Origin of the sequence: Gelidibacter sediminis (assembly GCF_004364975.1) — a bacterium.
GTDB lineage: Bacteria > Bacteroidota > Bacteroidia > Flavobacteriales > Flavobacteriaceae > Gelidibacter > Gelidibacter sediminis.
This window is the reverse complement of record NZ_SOBW01000007.1, coordinates 557,154-579,621: the sequence shown is the minus strand read 5'-3', so window position 1 is coordinate 579,621 and position 22,468 is coordinate 557,154. Positions and strand designations below refer to the sequence as shown.

Sequence of the window (22,468 nt, the reverse complement as noted above, 5' to 3'; positions counted from 1 at the left end):
ATTGGTCGAAAAAATAATCCTAGTTTCTTAATATTGTCGATATTTATAGTGTTCCTGTTTGATTAATAGCGCTTTACAAACTCTAACACTAAATTTACGCTATTATGGATTTAAAAATTACGCACCACAACAACTTATTCAAGGTACAAGGCATCCTACATAAAGGAAATGTACATGTGTTCAAAACGGAATTCTCAAATGTTTTCGAAAATCTCAATTCAGTTATACTGAATATAGAAAGTCTGACTAGTATTGATCGCTACGGCGTTAATGCATTGGCCCAATTACATAACGAATCCCTTAAAAGAAAGAAAGACCTTTCAATCATTGGTATGGGTTGCGATGATTTATACGAGCATTTCAAATCTGAAGAAAATGCCGCTTAATTAGCAGGTCATATCCGCGATTATTTTCCATTGGCCATCAATATATTTAAAAATGATGGTAAAAATGCCATTGGCATTACCTATGCTGCGTTCCAAATGGAATTCGCCAAAGACGATGTAAGAGTTGTTCTCAATTTTTGAAATGTCATTAATCACGAATTTTAAGGTGCCACTCTCAGCTTGAGTAGGGTACCTTTTTTTATAATTGGCTAGAGTATTGTCCCAACCTGTGGTCAAACCTGAGCTTCCGTAAAATTTTAAAGAATCATTTTTCCAATAACCTTGCATAAATCCTTCTAAATCATGGCTGTCCCATGCCGTTTCCTGATCGGCAAGTACTTGTTTTATGGCCGTAATTGCTTCTATTTCTGAAGCTGCCTGCTGTTCATCATTATGGGGTTTACAAGAAAAAATAAGTAGAATTAAACAAATATAGATACCTTTCATTACAAGAATTTTAGTGGTACCTAAATATACAGACTAATTTTTAAAGCGCGTTTTTTTGATGGTTAAAAAATGCATCCGCCTGAAGCTGCATAAGTTCTCTTGCTTTTTTGCGTTTGTATTGGTATAGTTCCTCTTCTTCGGCAATGTCATTATACACTTTATTGTTTATGGCCACATCCGTTTGCAAAAGGGTTTTGCGCTCATTCACTTTTTGCTCTACCCAAGTTTTAATGGCGGTTTCAGCATCTTCTAATTTATAGTCGTATTCGGCTTTAGGCGATAATAATTTCGCGAAAATGGGCGAGGTTTCAATAGCTAAAAACAAAAGGAAAATGAAAAGCGAGGGCAGCAAAGGCAAGGTGTTTAATGCATTAACCCGAGCCATTAACCCATCAAATCCATCAATAATAGGTTGTGTATTAGCAACTTTGGTGGAATAATCGGTCTGTAATTGTAACAGTTGATTTTCAATACTTGCAATTTTTTCAGTGTTGCTCTGTTTTAACTGTTGTAATTCGGCCAATGCAGCATCATGCTTATCACGTTTTTCTTTGTAAACAGGGCCTTTTCCTAAGCGTTGTGTGCCGGCAGTGCCTTCTGCTTCTGTAATATAAGTGGTGTAGAGTGCATTCACTTCTGCTTCTTTAGTCTCAATTTGCGATTGTAATGTGGCGATGTTATTTTGCAGTTCATTTTGTGCTGGGGTGAATTGTTGGGCAATCTGATCTTTGTTGGCAAGCGTTAAGTCGTTCTTCTGCTCTAACAACACTTGATTAATTTCCTTTTCAAAGATTTTTAATTCTAAAGGTTTAGAAATGACCACGGCAATAATGACGGCTAAAATGAGTCGGGGTGCGGCCTGAATCAATTCGTCAGTAAAACGACCTCTTTTTTTTATGGTAGAAACAATAAAACGGTCCAGATTAAAGATGAGCAGACCCCATATAAAGCCAAAACCAATGGATACATAAGCATTGTCAAATACAGTGTAAAGAGCATAACTAGCCGCAATGGTGGCCATAAGTGCTGTAAAGAAAACGGTGGCACCAATACCTGCGTATTTGTTCTGTTCGCCGTTGGAACACTGGTCCAGAATATCAGTATCTGAGCCTGAGCACAGAATGAAGAAATTTTTTAACATAACGTGATTCGATTTTTGATTGATTGACTATTAGAACGTTAGAGTTGCTGATTTGTTACACAATTACCAAAAAAAAAGACCTGTAGAGTGTCGCACTTTACAGGTCTGAGATTATAAATTTACTGTATTTTAATCTATCGTAATTGGCTCTTTCGTGATATATACTTTCGGGCGTTCAGGTTTTAATTCTTTAATAGAGATGTTTAACGATCCATCTTTTTCCATAATTTTTATGGCCTCTTCAGAAGTGATGGATTTTCCTTCATAGAAAAAGAGGGCATTTTTCTTTGCGAGCTTTTTCACATGAACTAGAGGAGAAGCTGGAGGTGGTGGCGGTAGCGGGAGATGGTCAGGGGTGTCCATAATGACCAATACGTCTACATTCTTTCCGTCCTCAGTTTTATGCTTGTAGGTATACTGGCGTTGCTCCATATGTTTTTCTACCGACTTTTCAACAGCCTTTTCATGAGCTTTAATTTGCTTTGCGGTTGGGTTTGGTGGTAATGGTGGCGGTGGCGGTAGGCGCATAGCTTGATTTGCAATAGGTGGGGCTGGAGGTGGTGGCGGAGGCGGAAAATTAGGCAATGGCTCGGCGCTTGCTTTTTGTTCATCACTCATTTTATCATAAAGTACTTTAATTCGCGTCATATCTTTTAGCATTATCACCCGGTGGTCGTCCGATTGGTTGTTGTAGTGTTTCGCCAACTTATTATATTCCGCTACTTCTTCAGGCGTTGCTTTTTTCTGAAGTGTCTCTTGTGAAGTTTCTTGAAGGTAAATTTCCTTGACAATTTCCTTTTTCTCACTAAATCCATAAAGTGTTAGTGCCAATAATGGTAAAAGCACAAGGCATTTTAAACATACTCTTTGTTTTGTGGTGTGTGTTTTCATAACTGTAAATCGTTTTTTGACCTGTCCGAATGCATTAAAAAGCGCAATCTGCTTTCCAAACACCTTAAGGCGGATTGATGAATAATTGATGGCGTTTGCCATCCCAATTGGTGCTGTAGCATTTGATGAGAATGCCAATAATATGTGTTGGTAATTTGCGGCGCTGACGCCTTTGTTTAATACCGCCTGATCCGCTAAAAACTCGTGGTTCATTTTTATGGAATGCTTGGTGAAATAAATAATAGGGTTAAACCAGAAGATGACTTGTAAAAATTCTACAAACAATACATCAACACTGTGCTTTTGGATGGCATGGGCTTCTTCGTGCCAAAATACTTCCTGTGGTATTTCTTCGTTTTCAAATTTCTGTTTGTTTAAAAAGATGTATTTAAAAAAGGTGTGTGGCGTGATCATGTCCGATAATAGCACATGAACAATATGATTTGATTTTTTCTTGGGATTCAGGTAGATTTTAAAAATTATCTGATACAAATTCCGCAGGAATTTTGTTCCGAACAACATAACCCCCAAACCATAAATACTCCATAAAATTAAAGCAAGATAGTCTGTTTGTTCTATTTGTGGAGTGTTTTCAACATAGCGCACGGTTGCCTCATTGATTCTGGGGCTTGTGATGACCTCAATGGTTTGCGTAAAGGTTACCAATGGAATGGTGAAGGCAAGCACTAAAGCGCCTAATAAATAGTAGCGTTTAAAAATATGCATATTTTCTTTCTCTAAGACATACTTATAGAAGACCATAAAAATGGCCAAACATGCGGCGGATTTTAGGAGATAGAGTTGCATAGTACCTTTGTTTATTTTTGAAAACTCTTTAGTTCTTTTTTGCGGGTTTGGGCGGTGGTGGAGCGTTTAACTTTAATAACTTTTGGTCTTCTTCGGTTAATTCGCTTTTCAATTTATAATAAGTGTCACCATTTGCTTTGGTTAATGTCAAATATGGAGTAATTGGAGTTTTAGGCCGTATTACTTTGTTTTTATCAGCATGGGACATTCTAAAATACATGCCGCCTAAATCTGAAAATAAGTGGTCGATCTGTTTTTTGTCTACATCTGATTTTTTAACGTAGTGTTCACCTTCATTTGTCAGTGATTCAAATTGGTTGTATTTAGAGGTGTATTCTTTAACGATATCCAAAGTAACTTCCTTACCATATTTATCATAGTATTTTCGTAGATCACCTTTCTTGTAAGGATAGTAATACTTTTGATTAGCGATGGTAATATACCAATGATGTAAAAGAATGATATCTTTATTAGTATTGGTTTCTAAAACCTTAGAGCCTTTTTGTTGTTCTTGAATGGGATTGGCTGTCGATTCATTTACTGATTTTAATTCTCCATCAGTAATCAAAGTCTGATTATCTTCATTAGAAAATTTTAAAGAGGTCATCTCTTTGTGTACTAATTCAGTTTTTCCAAAACTAAAAATTAGTATGGCCAGCACAGGCAAGATCAAAAGGGTCAAAATTGTAGTTTTTCGTTTTGTGGTGTGTGTTTTCATAACTGTAAATCGTTTTTTGACCTGTCCGAATGCATTAAAAAGCGCAATCTGCTTTCCAAACACCTTAAGGCGGATTGATGAATAATTGATGGCGTTTGCCAATCCAATTGGTGCTGTGGCATTTGATGAGAATGCCAATAATATGTGTTGATAATTGTCGGCGTTGACGCCTCTATTTAATACCGCCTGATCCGCTAAAAACTCGTGGTTCATTTTTATGGAATGCTTGGTGAAATAAATAATAGGGTTAAACCAGAAGAATACTTGTAACAATTCTATAAACAATACATCAACACTGTGCTTTTGGATGGCATGGGCTTCTTCGTGCCAAAATACTTCCTGTGGTATTTCTTCGTTTTCAAATTTCTGTTTGTTTAAAAAGATGTATTTAAAAAAGGTGTGTGGCGTGATCATGTCCGATAATAGCACATGAACAATATGATTTGATTTTTTCTTGGGATTCCGGTAGATTTTAAAAATTATCTGATACAAATTCCGCAAGAATTTTGTTCCGAACAACAGAACCCCCAAACCATAAATACTCCATAAAATTAAAGCAAGATAGTCTGTTTGTTCTATTTGTAGAGTGTTTTCAACATAGTGCACGGTTGCCTCATTGATTCCGGGGCTTGTGATGACCTCAATGGTTTGCGTAAAGGTTACCAATGGAATGGTGAAGGCAAGCACTAAAGTGCCTAATAAATAGTAGCGTTTAAAAATATGCATATTTTCTTTCTCTAAGACATACTTATAGAAGACCATAAAAATGGCCAAACATGCGGCGGATTTTAGGAGATAGAAGAACATGTTACTTTTTTTTGATTTCGCTATCTATGAGTGTTTTTAAATCTTCCAATTCTTCTTTGGTAAGATTGGTTTCCTTCGTAAAAAACGATGCAAACTGCGAGGCGCTGTCGTTGAAAAAACTCTTAATTAAACCGTTTACGTGTTTGCTGAAATAGTCTTTCTTTTTCACCAACGGAAAGTATTCTCTCGATTTTCCGTATAGGGTATACCCCACAAACTGTTTGTCATGCATGCGTTTTAATAATGTTGCCACGGTAGTAGGCGCCGGTTTTGGTTCTGGATACGCTTCAAGGAGGTCTTTCATAAAAGCTTTTTCCAATTTCCAAAGATGATTCATCAAGTCTTCTTCCGTTTTTGTGAGTTGCATTGTTCTACAAGTTTAGATTGTGTTCTACAAATGTAGAGTAAAATTTCAATTCACCAAATAAATTACTAGTTTTTTTTTTGTAAAAACATAGTGTTGAGCTTCTTGTAATGTTACTGTAAAATAAAGAAGCCACAAATACACGTCTAGCCAAAGGTTATAGTCGCGTATTGTGGCTTAAAGTTAGTGCCTGCGCTCTATTTTGACATAGAGCAGGAGGTATGCTTTATTTAGAAAGCTCTGTAAAATATTTATAGAACAACGGAATGGTTGAAATACCTTTTAGGTAATTCCAAACTCCAAAATGCTCGTTAGGGGAATGGATGGCATCACTGTCTAAGCCAAAGCCCATTAAAATGGTTTTACTCTTCAATTCTTGCTCAAAAAGCGCTACAATTGGAATACTGCCCCCACTACGTTGTGGAATGGGCGTTTTTCCAAAAGTATCCTCATAAGCTTTTGAAGCAGCTTGATAACCAATACTGTCAATTGGGGTGACGTAGCCTTGTCCACCATGATGAGGTTTTACCAACACTTTTACACCTTCAGGAGCAATACTTTCAAAATGGTGCTTGAATAATGAGGTGATTTCTTCCCAATCTTGATTTGGCACCAATCGCATCGAAATTTTTGCAAAAGCTTTGCTGGCAATGACGGTTTTGGCACCTTCGCCTGTATAACCACCCCAAATGCCATTCACATCTAAGGTTGGTCGGATGGAGTTGCGTTCATTTGTGGTGTATCCTTTTTCGCCATAAACAGCATCTATATCCAGAGATTTTTTATAATCTTCTAATGAAAAGGGTGCTTTTGCCATTTGCGCGCGTTCGTCATCAGATAGTTCTTCAACCTTATCATAAAAGCCGGGAATGGTAATATGGTTATTTTCATCATGCAAAGAAGCAATCATTTTAGTAAGTACATTGATCGGGTTGGCCACAGCACCACCGTATAAACCGGAATGCAAATCTCGTTTTGGTCCTGTAACTTCTACTTCTACGTAGCTAAGGCCTCTTAAACCTGTTGTAATTGACGGTGTGTCTTTGGAAATCATTCCAGTATCTGAAATAAGAATGACATCATTTTTCAGTTTCTCTTGATTTTGCTTCACAAAGGTAGACAGGTTCACACTGCCCACTTCTTCTTCGCCTTCAATCATAAATTTGACGTTACATGGCAACTGATTTGTAGAAGTCATAAATTCCAACGCTTTCACGTGCATGTACATTTGCCCTTTATCATCACAAGCGCCACGTGCAAAAATGGCACCTTCCGGATGTATGTCTGTTTTTTTAATGACCGGTTCAAATGGTGGGGAAGTCCATAAATTAATAGGATCAGCAGGCTGAACGTCATAATGTCCGTAAACAAGGACTGTTGGTAAGTTTTTGTCAATTATCTTTTCGCCATACACAATTGGGTAGCCTTCTGTTTCACAAATTTCGACATGGTCGCAGCCTGCTTTTTCTAAGCTCTTCTTGATTTCACTGGCTGTTTTAAGCACATCTTTTTTGAATGCAGAATCAGCACTAACAGATGGAATTTTGAGAAGCTCAATGAGTTCATTAATAAATCGGTCTTTATTTTTTTCTACGTAACTATCTATGTTTTGCATGTTTTGAGTTTTGGTTAATAGCAAAGGATTGCCTGTTGTTTTTCAAGATATTCAAAAGTACAAAATTTGAAGAGAATTTTCTTTGTCAAGTTATTTGTATATTCAAAGGAATGTTTATATTTGCATCCCGATTCCGAGAATTTTTTCGGAACATAAGTTGCAGGCGTGGTGGAATTGGTAGACACGCTAGACTTAGGATCTAGTGCCGCGAGGTGTGGGAGTTCGAGTCTCCCCGCCTGTACAGAAATAAAAGCTTCTCTTTTTAGAGAGGCTTTTTTTGTGGCATCATTTCAGGTAGGTTAGTAGAAAAAATAAAAAGATGTTAGCAGCCATAGATTTGCTACTAACATCTTTTTGTTTTAACAGAATCCAAGGGTATAATATCATAAATTGAAACCCATTAGATTCGTAATTTTTGCTGCCTTATCCGTTAGTCGGTTTTGGTGCCCATCTGTTATATGGCGTCATGTCAAAATTATTTACTTCGTCCATCGATAAGCCTAGGGCTCTTGCAACACCTTCTCCGTATTCTGGATCGGCTTTGTAGCAATTTCTGACATGACGAATCTGAATAAATTTCTCTGCGCCACCCACCTGAGCAGCTGTATTGTTAAATAAGGCCTCTTCTTTACCATCTGCTTTGATGATACGGTACAAGTCGCCCGGTTGTGTGAAGTAGTCTTCATCATCATCCCTAAAATTATGGGCATAAGCATCACCATGTAGCTCTAACGGTGGTTCTTGTGCTTCGGGTTGCTCTTGCCATTCGCCATAGCTGTTCGGCTCATAATGTCTTGTCGCACCAAAATTGCCATCTACGCGCATAGCGCCATCTCTATGAAAGGAATGGTAAGGACAGGTAGGTTTATTTACCGGAATTTGATAGTGGTTGACCCCAAGTCTGTAGCGTTGGGCATCACCATACGAAAATAGGCGTCCTTGCAACATTTTATCAGGAGAGAAGCCAATTCCTGGCACAATATTAGTCGGATTGAATGCTGCTTGTTCTACGTCTTGGAAATAGTTTTCAGGGTTTCTATTCAATTCAAATTCGCCCACAGGAATTAATGGGTAATCTTTTTTAGACCATACCTTTGTTAAGTCGAACGGATGGAAACGGTAAGTTTTGGCCTGCGCCTCCGTCATTACCTGTATGTACATCTTCCATTTTGGATAATCTTTAAGCTCAATAGCATCAAAAAGGTCTCTTTGAGACGATTCTCGATCCATTCCAACAACTTTTGAAGCCTCTTCATCCGTTAAGTTTTCAATGCCTTGCTGGGTCACAAAATGAAACTTGACCCAATGCCGCTCATTATTTTGATTGATTAGGCTGTACGTGTGACTTCCAAATCCGTGCATGTGTCTGTACCCTTTAGGGATGCCTCTGTCACTCATTATGATAGTTACCTGGTGCAAAGCTTCAGGGAGTAGTGTCCAAAAATCCCAATTGTTATTGGCGCTCCGTAAGTTTGTTTTTGGGTCGCGTTTAACGGCGTGATTCAAATCAGGAAATTTCATCGGGTCCCGGAAGAAAAATACGGGGGTATTATTCCCTACCAAGTCCCAAATGCCTTCATCGGTATAAAATTTCAGTGCAAATCCGCGGATATCACGTTCCGCATCGGCAGCACCGCGTTCTCCGGCAACTGTAGAAAAACGGCTAAACATCTCTGTTTTTTTTCCTATTTCACTAAAAATCTTCGCTTTGGAGTATTGGGTAATGTCATGCGTAACTGTAAAGGTGCCAAATGCACCAGACCCTTTGGCGTGCATACGACGTTCAGGAATCACCTCACGGTCAAAGTTGGCCATCTTTTCTAAAAACCACGCATCTTGCATTAACATTGGTCCACGTGGGCCCGCGGTTTGTACATTCTGATTATCAGGAACCGGTGCTCCTGTCTGTCTTGTGAGTTTCGATTTTTTATCTTCCATGATCTTATAATTTTACTGGATTAGTTAAGTGATTGAAGTTACGATATTTCCGATACTTAATAAAGAACTTCAATTAGTTTTGGAAAAAAATTAAACCTAGAAATGATTTTTTTCAAGGTCGCAATGATGTTTATGTATGCAATTTAATTCTGTTAAAATATTCAACATATCTTTTCCTAAAAAAATATAGTTTGTTAAAAACAACTGATAATGCGATAGATAGCTGTTGCAAATTAGACTTGTTCCGTTAAAATTTTCTTAAATAAATCCTTTGAGAAGTTAATATAAATTCATAACATTGCATTATGTATAACATAATACTTTTATACAAAACGGACTAACTTAACATCATTCATTAAAAAAAACTAGTATGAAAAAAAGAGATTCCAATATCATTTATTTGATATTTACTTTGCTTTTTGCCTTACCTGCCTTAAGTTTTGGACAGGAAAAGACAATCACAGGAACGGTACTGTCGGCGACAGATAACATTCCTTTAACGGGAGCTACTGTAATTGTTAAAGGCACAAGTACTGGAGCAATTACAGATTTTGACGGTAATTACAGCATTACTGCTAATACGGGAGATGTTCTCGTGTTCAGTTTTGTAGGTTTTCAGCCAAAGGAAGCAACAGTGGGTGAGCAATCAGTTATTAATGTTACCTTAACAGAAGATACGGCAATGTTAGATGAAATTGTCATTACAGGTTACGGTAAACAGAGTAGGGCTCAGTTGACAACTTCGGTTTCCAAATTGGACACCAAAATTTTAGAAACCTCAACGCGTTCAAACGTTGCCACAGCCTTACAAGGAACAATTGCAGGTTTAAGAGTGACCAATACCACTGGACAACCAGGATCAACGCCACAGATTGTGTTGCGTGGCGGTACTAATTTTAACGGGACAGGGTCGCCTCTTATTTTAATTGACGGTATACCAGGGTCATTTTACGCCTTGAATGCGGATGACATCGAATCTATTGAGGTTCTAAAAGATGCAGCAGCAACGGCCATCTATGGTGCAAGATCTGCTGATGGTGTTATTTTAGTAACTACTAAAACTGGTAAGGCAGGAAAGTCGTCTATCAACTATAAATATAAATATAGTATGAACCACGAAAGAAACGACCAACGATACCTTAATGCTGCACAGCATATTAACTACAACAGGCAGTCCATAGCTTGGTATAGGGAAGTTGCTGGTAATGCAGGGGCATTTGGGGCTTTCCTAGATGGAAACCACGGTGCTGGGACAGGTAATAATGCTACTAATGATCCATTTACAACGCAGTATTTATCAGCGTCTAATAGTTATTTGTTAAACCAACCAGGTTGGAGCACTATTCCAGATATTTTAGATCCATCAAAAGAGATTTTGTTCTATAACAATACGGGTGTTGCTGATCGCATCTATCAAACTAGTGCATCAAAAGATCATTATTTATCTTTTGATGGAGGTAATGAAAAAGGCACGTACTACTTAGGTTTGGGAGCTTTAGACAATGACGGTCTGATTTTGGGCTCAGGATTTAAAAGATACTCAGGGAAGTTTAGCGGATCTTATAAAATCAGCGATAGATTTAAAGTAAATTCTAATGTATTGTATTCACATTCAAATTTGTCTCTAAGCCCATTAGGGGGTGATGACACGGTTTTTAGAAGGTTTCAAGGGCAAGCACCAACCTCTAGAACATACGATAGCAATGCAGATGGCACTTGGACCAATCAATACGCTCCAGGTCAAAATCAAGGTTTTGGTAACCCGCTATACTACCAAGATAAATTTGTCAGAAAGAATTTAGAACAACGTTTATCTGCATCTGTAGGAATCGATTGGGAATTTATAGATGATTTAACTTTAGCAATAAACGGTAGTCATTTTACTGTAAATAATCACAATGAAGGTTTTAATAGAGCGTATAGAGTGGGAAGTAATACAGGTCCACTACGTACAGGGCGTGAAGCATCTGTTAGTTTAGGAAGAACCTTAAGAAATCAATTGACAGGTACTTTAAATTATTTGAAAAAATTTGGAAATCATAATTTCAATGCTTTGGTTGGTGCTGAATATTACAAAGACAACTTTTTTAATACATCAGCAGGAACACGGAACTCTCCAACAGATTTAATAGAAACTTTAAATGCTGGAGCTGAAGCTGATGGAATTCCATATAGTTTTGAAACTGAATATGTAATCGTATCTACTTTTGGTAGACTGTTGTATGATTATGATGATCGCTATTTAATGAGCTTTACATACAGATATGATGGCTCTTCACGTTTAGGAAATAATAAGTATGATTTCTTCCCAGGTATTTCAGTGGGTTGGAATGTACATAATGAACAAGGATTTAAAGATTCGTCGTTAAGCAATGTGATTTCTAGGTTGAAACCAAGATTGAGTTATGGTGTTAATGGAAATCAAGATGTTTTAAGTAACTATGGTGTATACGGATCTTATGGAGAACAAGGTGTTTATAACGGTCAGACTGGTTATGCAAATTCATCTTTGCCAACTTTAGATTTGGTCTGGGAAAAATCCACAACGTTTAATGCCGGCTTAGATATTTCGTTTTTTGACAATAGACTTTCAATCATCACGGATGTATATTCAAGAGATATTAAAGACAAATTGGCAAATTTAACTTTGCCTTATTACACTGGATTCAGTAGTATATTGACTAATAACGGAACCATCAGAAACAAAGGATTTGAATTACAGGTTAATGGAGATATTATTAGAAATGCAGATTTAACTTGGAATGTAGGTGCAACATTTACATCTAATAAAAATTATGTAATTAATTTACCTGAAAATGACAATGAAAGAAATAGACAAGGTGGTACACTTATTTGGAACGCTTCTACTGGTCAAGAAGAATGGGTTGGTGGTTTTCAGGAAGGCCAACGTTCTGGGCATGACTTAGTAGTTGCTTTTGAGCAAGCAGGCATTTATGCTACACAAGCTGAGGCTGATGCTGATAATTCGATAACTGATGCATATGTGCCAGGAGCGAGTCGTAATAAGCGTTGGGCTGGAGATGTAAAGTGGGTAGATCAGAATGGCGATGGTGTAATTGATAACCTTGACAGAAAAGTTATTGGCCGCACAACGCCTGATTTCATTGGAGGTTTAAGCTCAAGTTTAAGCTATAAAAACTTTAACCTTTTTGTAAAAACCGATTTTGCAACCGGTCATTTAGTGTGGAACCACATTAAAAATAAAGGGTACGGTCAAACCCAAGGTAACTTAGCGCAACCAATAGAGGTAGCAGATTCTTGGACTCCAACTAATACAGATACTGATTGGCCACGTTTTGTTTTTGTAAACGGCGCTAAAAATGTTTGGAGAGCCGGTGAAGGTGCTGATGATTTGCAAAATTTTGGTAATGAAAAATTCTGGGAAAAAGGAGATTATTTAGCATTACGTGAAGTAACCTTGAGCTATAACATGCCAAGCAAATATTTTAATGATGCCATCCAAAGATTAAGCATCTATGTAACGGGATCAAACTTACATTATTTTAAAAGCATGAGTGGTGACACGCCAGAACAAGGTGGGGTCCAATATGGATCATTCCCTGTGCCAAAAACAATTACATTAGGTCTAAACGTAACATTTTAAATTTTAGAAGATGAAAAAGTACATTTATATAGTTATAGCTCTTGTCACTTTAAGTGCATGTGAAAGTGAGCTAGAATTGGACAGTCCGAGTCAATTAACGGCTCAAGGATTTTGGGACACTGAAGAAGGTGCTAAAACAGCACATACCGGATTGTATGCCAACCTAAGATCATCTACAGGAACGCTGTGGTTATTAGGCGAAATGAGAAGTGACATTTGGGGAGGTCGAACTTATGAGTCGCCGTCAAGTGAAAATTTAATTGAAAATAATATTACTATTGCAACGGCGCCATTTGGAGGTTGGGCTGGTTTATACACCAGAATTCATAGAATTAATGATTTCTTATTAAATGCGCCAAACGTCTCGTTTGTTGATGAATCTGAGAAAGCTCATTTACTTGGGCAAGCTTATGGATTAAGAGCACTGTACTACTACACTTTGCTTAAAACTTGGGGTGGTGTGCCAATTATTTTAGAGCCTTTTACTGATGTGAATCCTGAAGGATTAAGTAGAGCAAGATCATCTGAGGCAGAGGTTATGGCACTAATAAAATCTGATATAGCAGCGTCCTTGAGTTCTTTTGGAAGTAATGATAGCTATTGGCTTGGAAGTAAGAATTTTTGGTCTAAAGCAGCTACCTTAACCCTAAAAGGTGATGTGTACATCTGGTCTGGAAATTTAATGGGAGGTGGCAATGCTGATTTTACAGAAGCTAAAACAGCATTACAACAAGTGTCTTCTTTAGGCGTGAGCTTAGAACCTAATTTCAACAACCTTTGGGGTGTGGACAATGAAGGGAACAGTGAGTTTATTTTTGCCATACAGTACAAGCAAGACGAAGCGGAGAATTTTTACAATAGTTTAACTGGAAGAAGTACAGAAATCAATCCTCAGTTTAACGATGAAGGTGCTTCTATGAGCGATTTTGTAATTGCAGGAGCAAATAGATATGGGCCTTCAGAAGAAACACTGTTGTTGTTAGATGACAATATGGACAGTAGAAAAGACGCTACTTTTATTAGATTATATAAAGATAATAATGGTGGTTTGGGGTATCCAACTTATACGGAACCAAAATATTTTGGATCTATTTTTAATAAATTTTTAGGTAAAGTTGTAGGGTCTGAACGTATTTTTGAAAACGATGTTCCTCTTTACAGATATGCAGATGTGGTTTTAATGTTGGCAGAAGTTAAAAACTTGTTGGGTGAAGATCCATCAGCTGAGATTAATCAAATTCGTGAAAGAGCTTATGGATCTGATTACAATCAAGTTATCCATGGGTATGTTAATGGTTCACAGACAGAAAATGCTAATGCTATTTTAAATGAGCGTTACAAAGAGTTTATAGGTGAAGGTAAAAGATGGTGGGATTTAAGACGTGCTGGAGACAGTTTTGTTATAGACAACATCAGCTTTTTGAATCCAGGTGATGAGTATAAATTACTGTTACCTATTACTAATGACATGATTGGAAGAAACCCATTATTGGAACAAACGCCTGGGTATACAAATTAATTAGAGTACGTTTGAGTTAGCAAGAAAAGAGAGTTATGTTTAAAATCTTAACTCTCTTTTTGTTAAAATTCACACTATCGTTAAAAAGCATATATGAAAATAAACAATTTAATAGCAGCTACTTATGCGCCAATGCACCAAGACGGTTCACTAAACACTGGTGTTATTAAGGCCTATGGAGAATTTTTGGTTAAAAATAAAGTAGCCGGAATTTTCATGAATGGTTCCACAGGAGACTTTGTGTCCTTATCTACGCAAGAGCGCAAGCAAATTACCCAAGCATGGTCTGATAACAAATCTTCAGATTTATATCTCATTGACCACGTAGGAGATCCAAGTTTGGAGGTATCTAAAGATCTTGCCACATTTGCTGCTGATAAAGTTGATGCCATAGCTGTATTGGCACCTTACTACTTTAAGCTAAATAGTATTGAAAAGTTGGTGCGCTATTGTAAAGAAGTGGCAGCTTGTGCACCAAACCTTCCATTTTATTATTACCACATTCCGGTGTTGAGCGGTGCCAATTTAAATATGTTAGAGTTTTTAAAAGCAGCATCTAAGGAAATTCCCAATTTAGAAGGAATTAAATTTACCAATAACAATCTGATTGACTACTTGCATTGCAAAAATTTTGAAGGTGGCAAATACAACATCCTTTTTGGTTTTGATGAAATATTCTTGTCGAGTCTGCCTTTAGGAGCAGATGGATGGGTAGGAAGCACCTATAACCATTTGGCACCATTATATTACAAAATAAAAGCACTATTTGAAGAAGGCAAAATGGCAGAGGCTGCAGCCCTGCAGACTAAAGCTATTAGATTTGTTGAAATATTAGACGGCTACGGCGGTTTTAACGGTGTTGCTAAAGGTTTTATGAAGACTTTGGGCATCAATTGTGGGCCAAGTAGATTTCCGCATACCACACTATCTGATGACGCTTATACAGAAATTGTAGCAGATTTAGATAGTATCGGGTTATTAGAACAACTGAGTAATTAATAGCAATTTTTTCATTTTGAAAGAAACCAGGTTTGAATTGATACTTTAAAACTTGGTTTCTTTTTTTTTAAATCAGATGTGCCGCTAAAGAAGATAATTGCATCCAGATAATTCAAAGACATAAATTTAAAGGTGATGATTTTGCCTATCGAAATTTCATCTTACAAAACTGAGTAATGAATTTTTATAAACCCAATAAACGTAGTTTATGCACAAACAATGGATTGATAAATGTGTTTTAGCTTTATGCTTGGTCTTTTTTTTAGGAGTTAATGCTTCAGGAAGCACTTTAGACTCTATTCGCAAAACAACTGTGTTCAATGCGGGAGATGATGGAATTGACTCCTATCGTATTCCTACGCTTACCACCAGTAAGAAAGGAACCTTACTTCTTTTCGCAGAAGCTCGTAAAATAAGTTCTACCGATAAAACACCTACAGATATAGTTTTAAAAAGAAGTGAAGACGATGGAGAAAGTTGGTCCACAATTCAATTCTTAACCAACAGTGGATCGGATGCCTTTATGGATCCTGTGGCGCTGGTAGACAAGGTTACAGGAAGGATATTTCTTTTTACCACCTTATGGCCTTCAGATGACCACAGCAAGTTAAAGAATACGGCCTGGGTAATTATATCCGATGACGATGGTCTAAGTTGGAGCGCACCTCGCGACATCACTAAAGAAATTGTTGCGCCTAACCATTATATTGGTGGTTTTGGACCTGGAGCAGGCATTCAAATGCAGGGCAACCTTTTTAAGAACAGGCTAATTATGCCAACGCGTCAAACCGATGGGATCGTTTCTAAAAATAGAGCTGTATATAGCGATGATCATGGTGAGACTTGGGAAATTGGAACCAACGCTCCTGATGGCGGAGAGTACCAAATTGCAGAATCTCCAAATAATGTTTTAAGATATAATCTCAGAGCAGGTAAAGGCAAGCGTACGGTATCCACAAGTCAAGATGGTGGGGTGTCATGGACTAATAGTCATATTGACTTTCGTTTACAATCTTCAGTTGATTATGGCGGCTGCCAAGGAAGCATGTTAGGTCTTGATAATATCCTGTTTTATGTGGGACCTGCGGGCGGATTAGGTGGTGCAAATAATGAAGATAGACAGAACCTATTTATCTATCGTAGTTTAAATGGTGGGGTGACTTGGGAAAATGATTATTTATTGCATGAAAAATCAGCTGGCTATAGTTGTATCACTCAATTAGCTGATGGACGTCTTGCCATTGTTTTTGAAGCATCAGACACAAATGGGTTCCCAAAAATGACTCCAGGCAATCGGCCACCTGGATGGATGCGTTTAGATGTTATTATTCTTCCTAAGGAAATAATATACAAAGACATTTGGTTCAACTCTTTGTAAACATGCCATGTTATTAGTTTTAAACCTTTATTCTGAATTTGTTATAATCTTGAGTTTTTATTCCTTGTTTGGCTGGTATTAGGGTTATAATATCTTATCCCTACGCTTGAACATTTATTGTACAAGGGTTAAATTAACTGTTGGCCCCGAATTCTAATTTAAATTGCGTTGTTATGATCATAGACAAAATTGAAAATTTCCACCTCTATCAAGGGGTTCACCCAGGCATTGCGAGAGCTTTAGACTATATCAAAAACACTGATTTTAATGTGTTGTCTGTGGGCAAACATGAGATTGAAGGTGATAATGTCTTCGCTATTTTTAAGGATTATGAGACGAAACAGATTGATGAGCAACTGATGGAGTCACATCTAAAATATATTGATGTGCAATATGTAGTGGAAGGTGTTGAGCACATGGGTGTCACAATACATACAGGACAAACACCTAAAAAAGCCTATGACCACGATGATGATTATATGCTATTTGAAGAGTCCTATGATCTCATAACAGTCAAAGCAGGTACCTTTGCCATCTTTTTTCCTGATGACATTCATATGCCTGAAGTGACTACTACAACACCTGAAAAGGTTAAAAAAGTGGTGGTTAAAGTTAAAATTCAGTATTCTTAAGGACTCTTTCAAAATGCGGCTCTAAATGTTGCGCCAATCCTTTACGGAACTTTTTAATATCATCATCCTTTAAATAATTTAAAAGGTCGCGGTGCGTGACAAATTTCTTGGAATATTTGTAAGTCTTAGCATCCGATAATTTATGATCGTGTACGTATTGAAATACTGGCAACAAAATATTTTGGACACGTTGTAAAGTTCTGTTTCCTGACATTTCATATAATTTACCGTGAAATGCCACCTCATTCTTTAAACTAAAAATACTAGAGTTCGGTGATTTTTTCTCCATCCTATCTACAATTTTGGTCAACTCAATAATATCTTCCTCAGTCTTTCTGGCAAAAAGTAAGTCAACCATTCCCATTTCTAGAATTAAACGCAGCTCGAAAATATCTTTCAGGGCTTCATCGCCCATCAAATTCAAACTCATTATTTTTTCAAAGTTCAAGATAAAGTCGGGCTGGCTCAGCACCATGCCTTTATGTTTTTTGGAGTCAATAATCCCAATGGTCCGCAACCTGGTCAATGCTTCACGAATTACTGTTCTGCTGACGCCAAGAGTCTCTGCAAATTCCATCTCCTTAGGAATGGGATCGCCAACTTGAAGCTTATTATTTTTTATATATTCTGTGATATTTATTTCTACCTTGTCTACTAATGTTAAATTAGTTAATGGCTTTAAAGCGATGCGGTCTTTCATTGCATTTTTAATTTGTGCAAATGTAATTTATAATTCTAAATTTGCTAAGTTTGTATTATGTAATACATATTAAACGAATATAATAATTATTTTCGATTTATTTACAGGACTTCAAAATTATAAATCAATTGGCAATGAACTACACCGCACTTTATAAAACCACACTTTTAGACGATATTATTCCGTTTTGGGAACGCTATTCTATTGACAAAGAGCACGGTGGGTATTTTACATGTTTGGACACGAGTGGAAAGGTTTATGACACGGATAAATTTATGTGGCTTCAAGGCCGACAAGCTTGGACCTTTTCTATGCTTTACAATACTGTTGAAAAAAATGAAAATTGGTTGAAGTTGGCCAAGCATGGCATCGACTTTATCATTAAACACGGCATGGATAAAGATGGTAATTTTTATTTTTCGACAACACGTGAAGGAAATCCGTTAGTACAGCCGTATAATATTTTTTCAGATTGTTTTGCGGCTATGGCATTTAGTCAATACGCTATGGCGTCTGGCGATGAAGAAATCAAACAACTCGCCAAACAAACGTATCTGAACATTCTTAAAAAGAAAGACAATCCCAAAGGAACTTATGAGAAAACAACAGGGGAACGCCCACTAAAAAGTTTTTCACTGCCCATGATTTTGTCCAATTTGGTCTTGGAATTGGAAGGCGTTTTGGATGAAGAGGAAGTGAACAAAACCATCGATTTCAGTATCAATGAAGTTATGAATGTGTTTTTAGATAAAGAATCCGGACTTGTGTACGAATTTGTCCGTCCTGATGGCACGCATGAAGACAGTTATAACGGCCGACTTATTAATCCGGGTCACGGTATTGAAGCCATGTGGTTTATGATTGACATTGGCGTAAGAAGAAATGATAAGGAATTGATCAATAAAGCTGCGGATACCATCCTGAAAATTTTGGGCTACGGTTGGGATAAAAAGTATGGCGGAATTCTATACTTTATGGACGTCATGAACAAACCGCCACAACAGTTGGAGTGGGATCAAAAACTATGGTGGGTACACTTGGAAGCTTTGGTTGCATTAACTAAGGCATATGAACACACAGGGAGAAAAGAATTGATGAATTGGTATGAAAAAGTTCACGAATATGCATGGTCTCATTTCTCAGATCCTGAAAATGGCGAATGGTATGGTTATTTAAACCGTCAAGGCGAGGTGTTATTAGATTTAAAAGGAGGCAAATGGAAAGGTTGTTTCCATGTGCCAAGAGCGATGTACCAATGCTGGAAATCATTCGAGAAAATAGAACAAAAAAAATAATACGATGACGAATGCTATACGACCATATGTATTGGCAGAAACCAATTGGAAGTCAGTTAAAGACACCAATTATACGGTAGCTATTTTGCCATGGGGCGCTACGGAGGCCCATAATTACCATCTGCCGTATGCCACTGATAATATTCAAGCAGAATATGTGGCTATCACTGCTGCAGAACAAGCCTGGAATAAGGGTGCTAAGGTGGTAGTGTTACCAACCATTCCTTTTGGAGTAAATACTGGGCAGATGGATATTTCGTTATGTATCAATATGAATCCAAGCACACAATATGCGCTTTTAAGAGATGTGGTAGAGGTGTTGGATGGACAAAACATTCAAAAATTAGTAATTGTTAATGCACACGGCGGCAATAATTTTAAGCAGATGATTCGCGAATTGAGCATAGAATTCCCAAACGTGTTTGTTTGTGCCCTCAATTGGTTTCAGGCAGCCGATGCCAAAGACTATTTTGATGAGCCAGGAGATCATGCGGGTGAGATGGAGACTTCTGCAGTGCTGCACATTGTACCAGAGTTGGTATTGCCAATTGAGCAAGCAGGAAACGGAAGTGCCAAACAATTTAAAATTAAAGGCCTTAGAGAAGGTTGGGTGAGCTCGCAACGTCAATGGACACAAGTCACCGAAGATACCGGTGTGGGTAATCCGATAAAAGCGACTGCCGAAAAAGGCAAAGCATTTTTAGATGCTGTAGTAAAAAACGTGGCTGAGTTTTGTGAAGAATTACATCACGCGAATGTGCATAATATGTACGAATAAAGACTGACAAAACAGATAGGACTGAATCGAGAGTTTAAAATGAATATATCATTTGAAAAAAAAGTATGAGACTAATTGGGCAAATCTATTTTAAATTCAGGTTGTCCATTAGTAAAGATACAAGTAAGTCTTGATTCTTATTTCTAACAGCGAAGCAGTCTTAATTCTATATCCGATAATAAGAAAATAATAAATAATACATTTTTAATCATGAGAAAACTATTTGCATTACTGATTCCAGTATTCCTTTTTAATTGCGGTGTAAAAACCCAAAACACGAGCCCAAACGATGGTGCGCCCGTATTTCAAGATTTGTTCAACACTTCCATGACTGAAGGCGTAGAATGTTACCGTATTCCAGCTATTATTACCGCCCCAAATGGCGATGTGATTGCGGCAATTGATGAGCGTGTGCCTGGCTGTGGCGATTTGAAATTCAGTAAAGATATCAACATTATTGTCAGACGAAGCGCTGATAACGGGAAAACATGGTCAGATATTGAAACCGCTGTAGATTTTCCTTTTGGACAATCGGCGTCAGATCCGTCATTTATTGTAGACCATGTGACCAATGATATTTTTATGTTTTATAATTACATGAATTTAGATACTGAAAAAGACATCTACTATCTGCATTATGTGAAGAGTTCTGACAATGGTAAAACCTGGAGTAAACCGGTAGACATCACTTCGCAAATAGCCAAACCAGAATGGCACGAAGATTTTAAATTCATAACATCTGGTAGAGGCATTCAAACCCGTTCAGGCAAATTGTTGCATACTATGGTGAATTTGAACAGTGGCTTACACTTATTTGGAAGTGATGACCACGGTAAAACTTGGTATTTTATAGACACACCAATTCAACCAGCTGACGAATCGAAAGTGATCGAGCTCGCTGATGGTACCTTAATGATCAATGCTCGTGTAAATGGCAAAGGCTTACGTTATGTGCACACGTCTACAGATGAAGGACAGTCATGGACCACAGTACCTGCACCTGAGTTGATTGATCCGGGTTGTAATGCCAGCATCATTCGCTATACGGCAATTGAAGATGGTTATAAAAAGAACAGATTGCTTTTTTCTAATGCGAAATCTGAAAAAGGACGGGTTAATATGACCGTGCGCATCAGTTATGATGAAGGTAAGACTTGGTCAGAAGGAAAGACTATTTATGAAGGACCATCGGCGTATTCAGATATGACTATTCTTGAAAATGGCGATATCGGATTGTTTTTTGAACAAGATAACTATACCAAGAATCCGTTTGTGAGTTTTTCACTAAATTGGTTGACTGATGGTGCAGATACCTATCAAAAACCTAAGAAAAGATAAATTTTTTCTTTTAGCGCTGAAAATTAATGAGTCCACTCCGTAGTCGATTACAACTGCTCAAAGCATTCCTCTGGATTTTCTTATTCCTTGGGATAGGAGAGTTGATTCGCTACGTATCAAATGTCCCAATTCCTGGGAATATCTTGGGGATGATTTTAATTTTCAGCGCTTTAAAATTTAAGTTGATCCGGTTGAAAGATGTGAAGCCGGCTTCAGATCAACTGTTGAAGTACATGGTGCTGTTTTTTGTGCCCTATGGCGTTGGACTCATGGCTTATTTTGATTTTATAAGTTTCTATTGGATGATGCTTTGTGTGATTGCAGTGGTCACGACGTTACTCACGCTCTACATTACCGCGTTAGTACAACAAAAACTGGAAAAACATGAGTGAGATCTATCAGCATCCCATTTTTGGCATCCTTTTAACCGTTATTGTTTTTTTTGCTGCGCGAGCTTTACGATCCAAAATAAAATTCGTTTTATTTAATCCTGTTTTAGTAGCCATTACCCTTATTATTCTGTTTTTGGTGATTCTTGACATCCCTTTTGAAGATTATAATAAAGGCGGAACCTATTTAAGTTTTTTTCTAGGACCAGCCATTGTAGCGCTAGGAGTTTTGTTTTATGAAAAGTATGAGTTGATCAAGCACAATATTTATCCATTTTTATTGGCCGTAGGTTGTGGCGGTTTGATCAGTATTGCTTCGGTATCCTTAATTTCTATTGCGATGCATGCTCCTGATGTGCTCATCAGGTCACTTGTGTCCATGTCAGTCACCACACCAATAGCGATTGAAATCACCAAAATTACGGAAGGAATTCCGTCCTTAACGGCAGGTGTTGTGATTGCGGTAGGCGTTTTTGGAAATGCCTTTGGATCGGGATTTTTAAAACTAGTGGGCATCAAAAGCCAGACCGCTGTAGGAACGGCGCTCGGGACCGCAGCCCATGGTATCGGTACAGCGCGTGCTATTGAAATAGGGCCTTTGCCTGGTGCGTATAGCGGATTGGCCATGTGTGTTAATGGCATTCTAACTACCCTTATTTCGCCATATGTAGTACTTTGGATTGTCGGATCGCTATAACTTA

At 37.6% G+C, this 22,468-nt stretch carries 19 protein-coding genes and 1 tRNA gene; 12 read left to right on the top strand and 8 right to left on the bottom strand.

Going from position 1 to position 22,468, the window contains the following annotated elements:
- The first annotated feature begins 104 nt into the window (after positions 1 to 104).
- Positions 105 to 386, top strand: coding sequence for an STAS domain-containing protein (locus BXY82_RS02400; protein ID WP_133756581.1), 282 nt, complete (start codon positions 105 to 107; stop codon positions 384 to 386).
- Here BXY82_RS02400 and BXY82_RS02395 read toward each other — a convergent pair whose 3' ends face one another.
- The 6 genes from BXY82_RS02395 to BXY82_RS02370 form a co-directional block, all read right to left on the bottom strand.
- Positions 387 to 833: a YybH family protein gene (locus tag BXY82_RS02395; RefSeq protein WP_133756580.1), complete on the bottom strand. Its 447-nt coding sequence runs from the start codon at positions 831 to 833 to the stop codon at positions 387 to 389. It lies immediately after the preceding gene.
- A gap of 40 nt (positions 834 to 873) precedes the next feature.
- The gene (locus tag BXY82_RS02390) at positions 874 to 1,974 is read right to left on the bottom strand and encodes a DUF4407 domain-containing protein (protein ID WP_133756579.1); all 1,101 of its coding nucleotides are present in this window, start codon (positions 1,972 to 1,974) and stop codon (positions 874 to 876) included.
- Between the two features lie 129 nt (positions 1,975 to 2,103).
- Positions 2,104 to 3,672: a M56 family metallopeptidase gene (locus BXY82_RS02385; RefSeq protein WP_133756578.1), complete on the bottom strand. Its 1,569-nt coding sequence runs from the start codon at positions 3,670 to 3,672 to the stop codon at positions 2,104 to 2,106.
- Between the two features lie 28 nt (positions 3,673 to 3,700).
- Positions 3,701 to 5,197: a M56 family metallopeptidase gene (locus BXY82_RS02380; protein WP_133756577.1), complete on the bottom strand. Its 1,497-nt coding sequence runs from the start codon at positions 5,195 to 5,197 to the stop codon at positions 3,701 to 3,703.
- 1 nt (position 5,198) lies between these two features.
- Positions 5,199 to 5,564: a BlaI/MecI/CopY family transcriptional regulator gene (locus BXY82_RS02375; RefSeq protein WP_133756576.1), complete on the bottom strand. Its 366-nt coding sequence runs from the start codon at positions 5,562 to 5,564 to the stop codon at positions 5,199 to 5,201.
- Between the two features lie 223 nt (positions 5,565 to 5,787).
- Entirely contained in the window at positions 5,788 to 7,176 is a 1,389-nt protein-coding gene (locus BXY82_RS02370) for a dipeptidase (protein WP_133756575.1), read from the bottom strand.
- Between the two features lie 159 nt (positions 7,177 to 7,335).
- Here BXY82_RS02370 and BXY82_RS02365 point away from each other — a divergent pair.
- Positions 7,336 to 7,417: transfer RNA gene (locus BXY82_RS02365), tRNA-Leu, on the top strand.
- A gap of 182 nt (positions 7,418 to 7,599) precedes the next feature.
- Here the strand turns inward: BXY82_RS02365 and BXY82_RS02360 are convergent.
- Positions 7,600 to 9,114, bottom strand: coding sequence for a catalase (locus BXY82_RS02360; RefSeq protein ID WP_133756574.1), 1,515 nt, complete (start codon positions 9,112 to 9,114; stop codon positions 7,600 to 7,602).
- A gap of 370 nt (positions 9,115 to 9,484) precedes the next feature.
- On the opposite strand from BXY82_RS02360, the gene BXY82_RS02355 reads away from it, so the two are divergent.
- The 5 genes from BXY82_RS02355 to BXY82_RS02335 all read left to right on the top strand — a co-directional run bounded on the left by BXY82_RS02355 (position 9,485) and on the right by BXY82_RS02335 (position 17,267).
- A complete protein-coding gene (locus BXY82_RS02355; RefSeq protein ID WP_133756573.1) occupies positions 9,485 to 12,739 on the top strand; it encodes a SusC/RagA family TonB-linked outer membrane protein in 3,255 nt (1,084 codons plus the stop codon).
- Positions 12,740 to 12,749: 10 nt separating this feature from the next.
- Entirely contained in the window at positions 12,750 to 14,258 is a 1,509-nt protein-coding gene (locus tag BXY82_RS02350) for a RagB/SusD family nutrient uptake outer membrane protein (RefSeq protein WP_133756572.1), read from the top strand.
- A 93-nt stretch (positions 14,259 to 14,351) separates the two neighbouring features.
- On the top strand, positions 14,352 to 15,257 hold the full coding sequence (locus BXY82_RS02345; protein WP_133756571.1) for a dihydrodipicolinate synthase family protein: 906 nt from the start codon (positions 14,352 to 14,354) through the stop codon (positions 15,255 to 15,257).
- A gap of 208 nt (positions 15,258 to 15,465) precedes the next feature.
- Positions 15,466 to 16,635 carry a sialidase family protein gene (locus tag BXY82_RS02340; protein WP_133756570.1) on the top strand — a complete coding sequence of 390 codons (1,170 nt, stop codon included), beginning with the start codon at positions 15,466 to 15,468 and terminating at the stop codon, positions 16,633 to 16,635.
- Positions 16,636 to 16,808: 173 nt separating this feature from the next.
- Positions 16,809 to 17,267: a YhcH/YjgK/YiaL family protein gene (locus tag BXY82_RS02335; RefSeq protein WP_133756569.1), complete on the top strand. Its 459-nt coding sequence runs from the start codon at positions 16,809 to 16,811 to the stop codon at positions 17,265 to 17,267.
- Here the strand turns inward: BXY82_RS02335 and BXY82_RS02330 are convergent.
- Positions 17,248 to 17,967, bottom strand: coding sequence for a FadR/GntR family transcriptional regulator (locus BXY82_RS02330; RefSeq protein ID WP_133756568.1), 720 nt, complete (start codon positions 17,965 to 17,967; stop codon positions 17,248 to 17,250). The genes BXY82_RS02335 and BXY82_RS02330 overlap by 20 nt on opposite strands.
- 134 nt (positions 17,968 to 18,101) lie before the next feature.
- Here BXY82_RS02330 and BXY82_RS02325 point away from each other — a divergent pair, with 134 nt between their 5' ends.
- From BXY82_RS02325 to BXY82_RS02305, 5 genes are all read left to right on the top strand, one after another.
- Positions 18,102 to 19,262, top strand: a complete 1,161-nt coding sequence (locus BXY82_RS02325; RefSeq protein ID WP_133756567.1) for an AGE family epimerase/isomerase — start codon at positions 18,102 to 18,104, stop codon at positions 19,260 to 19,262.
- Positions 19,263 to 19,266: 4 nt separating this feature from the next.
- Entirely contained in the window at positions 19,267 to 20,040 is a 774-nt protein-coding gene (locus BXY82_RS02320; RefSeq protein WP_133756566.1) for a creatininase family protein, read from the top strand.
- Positions 20,041 to 20,250: 210 nt separating this feature from the next.
- Positions 20,251 to 21,378 carry a sialidase family protein gene (locus tag BXY82_RS02315; protein ID WP_133756565.1) on the top strand — a complete coding sequence of 376 codons (1,128 nt, stop codon included), beginning with the start codon at positions 20,251 to 20,253 and terminating at the stop codon, positions 21,376 to 21,378.
- Between the two features lie 26 nt (positions 21,379 to 21,404).
- Positions 21,405 to 21,770 carry a CidA/LrgA family protein gene (locus tag BXY82_RS02310; protein WP_243835656.1) on the top strand — a complete coding sequence of 122 codons (366 nt, stop codon included), beginning with the start codon at positions 21,405 to 21,407 and terminating at the stop codon, positions 21,768 to 21,770.
- Positions 21,763 to 22,464 carry an LrgB family protein gene (locus BXY82_RS02305; RefSeq protein WP_133756564.1) on the top strand — a complete coding sequence of 234 codons (702 nt, stop codon included), beginning with the start codon at positions 21,763 to 21,765 and terminating at the stop codon, positions 22,462 to 22,464. The genes BXY82_RS02310 and BXY82_RS02305 overlap by 8 nt, the downstream gene beginning before the upstream one ends.
- Positions 22,465 to 22,468 lie beyond the last annotated feature (4 nt).

Bases quoted from the DNA above. Each gene is read 5' to 3' on its own strand.
- BXY82_RS02400 (WP_133756581.1), top strand. From the start codon at position 105: ATGGATTTAAAAATTACGCACCACAACAACTTATTCAAGGTACAAGGC.
- BXY82_RS02395 (WP_133756580.1), bottom strand. From the start codon at position 833: ATGAAAGGTATCTATATTTGTTTAATTCTACTTATTTTTTCTTGTAAA.
- BXY82_RS02390 (WP_133756579.1), bottom strand. From the start codon at position 1,974: ATGTTAAAAAATTTCTTCATTCTGTGCTCAGGCTCAGATACTGATATT.
- BXY82_RS02385 (WP_133756578.1), bottom strand. From the start codon at position 3,672: ATGCAACTCTATCTCCTAAAATCCGCCGCATGTTTGGCCATTTTTATG.
- BXY82_RS02380 (WP_133756577.1), bottom strand. From the start codon at position 5,197: ATGTTCTTCTATCTCCTAAAATCCGCCGCATGTTTGGCCATTTTTATG.
- BXY82_RS02375 (WP_133756576.1), bottom strand. From the start codon at position 5,564: ATGCAACTCACAAAAACGGAAGAAGACTTGATGAATCATCTTTGGAAA.
- BXY82_RS02370 (WP_133756575.1), bottom strand. From the start codon at position 7,176: ATGCAAAACATAGATAGTTACGTAGAAAAAAATAAAGACCGATTTATT.
- BXY82_RS02360 (WP_133756574.1), bottom strand. From the start codon at position 9,114: ATGGAAGATAAAAAATCGAAACTCACAAGACAGACAGGAGCACCGGTT.
- BXY82_RS02355 (WP_133756573.1), top strand. From the start codon at position 9,485: ATGAAAAAAAGAGATTCCAATATCATTTATTTGATATTTACTTTGCTT.
- BXY82_RS02350 (WP_133756572.1), top strand. From the start codon at position 12,750: ATGAAAAAGTACATTTATATAGTTATAGCTCTTGTCACTTTAAGTGCA.
- BXY82_RS02345 (WP_133756571.1), top strand. From the start codon at position 14,352: ATGAAAATAAACAATTTAATAGCAGCTACTTATGCGCCAATGCACCAA.
- BXY82_RS02340 (WP_133756570.1), top strand. From the start codon at position 15,466: ATGCACAAACAATGGATTGATAAATGTGTTTTAGCTTTATGCTTGGTC.
- BXY82_RS02335 (WP_133756569.1), top strand. From the start codon at position 16,809: ATGATCATAGACAAAATTGAAAATTTCCACCTCTATCAAGGGGTTCAC.
- BXY82_RS02330 (WP_133756568.1), bottom strand. From the start codon at position 17,967: ATGAAAGACCGCATCGCTTTAAAGCCATTAACTAATTTAACATTAGTA.
- BXY82_RS02325 (WP_133756567.1), top strand. From the start codon at position 18,102: ATGAACTACACCGCACTTTATAAAACCACACTTTTAGACGATATTATT.
- BXY82_RS02320 (WP_133756566.1), top strand. From the start codon at position 19,267: ATGACGAATGCTATACGACCATATGTATTGGCAGAAACCAATTGGAAG.
- BXY82_RS02315 (WP_133756565.1), top strand. From the start codon at position 20,251: ATGAGAAAACTATTTGCATTACTGATTCCAGTATTCCTTTTTAATTGC.
- BXY82_RS02310 (WP_243835656.1), top strand. From the start codon at position 21,405: ATGAGTCCACTCCGTAGTCGATTACAACTGCTCAAAGCATTCCTCTGG.
- BXY82_RS02305 (WP_133756564.1), top strand. From the start codon at position 21,763: ATGAGTGAGATCTATCAGCATCCCATTTTTGGCATCCTTTTAACCGTT.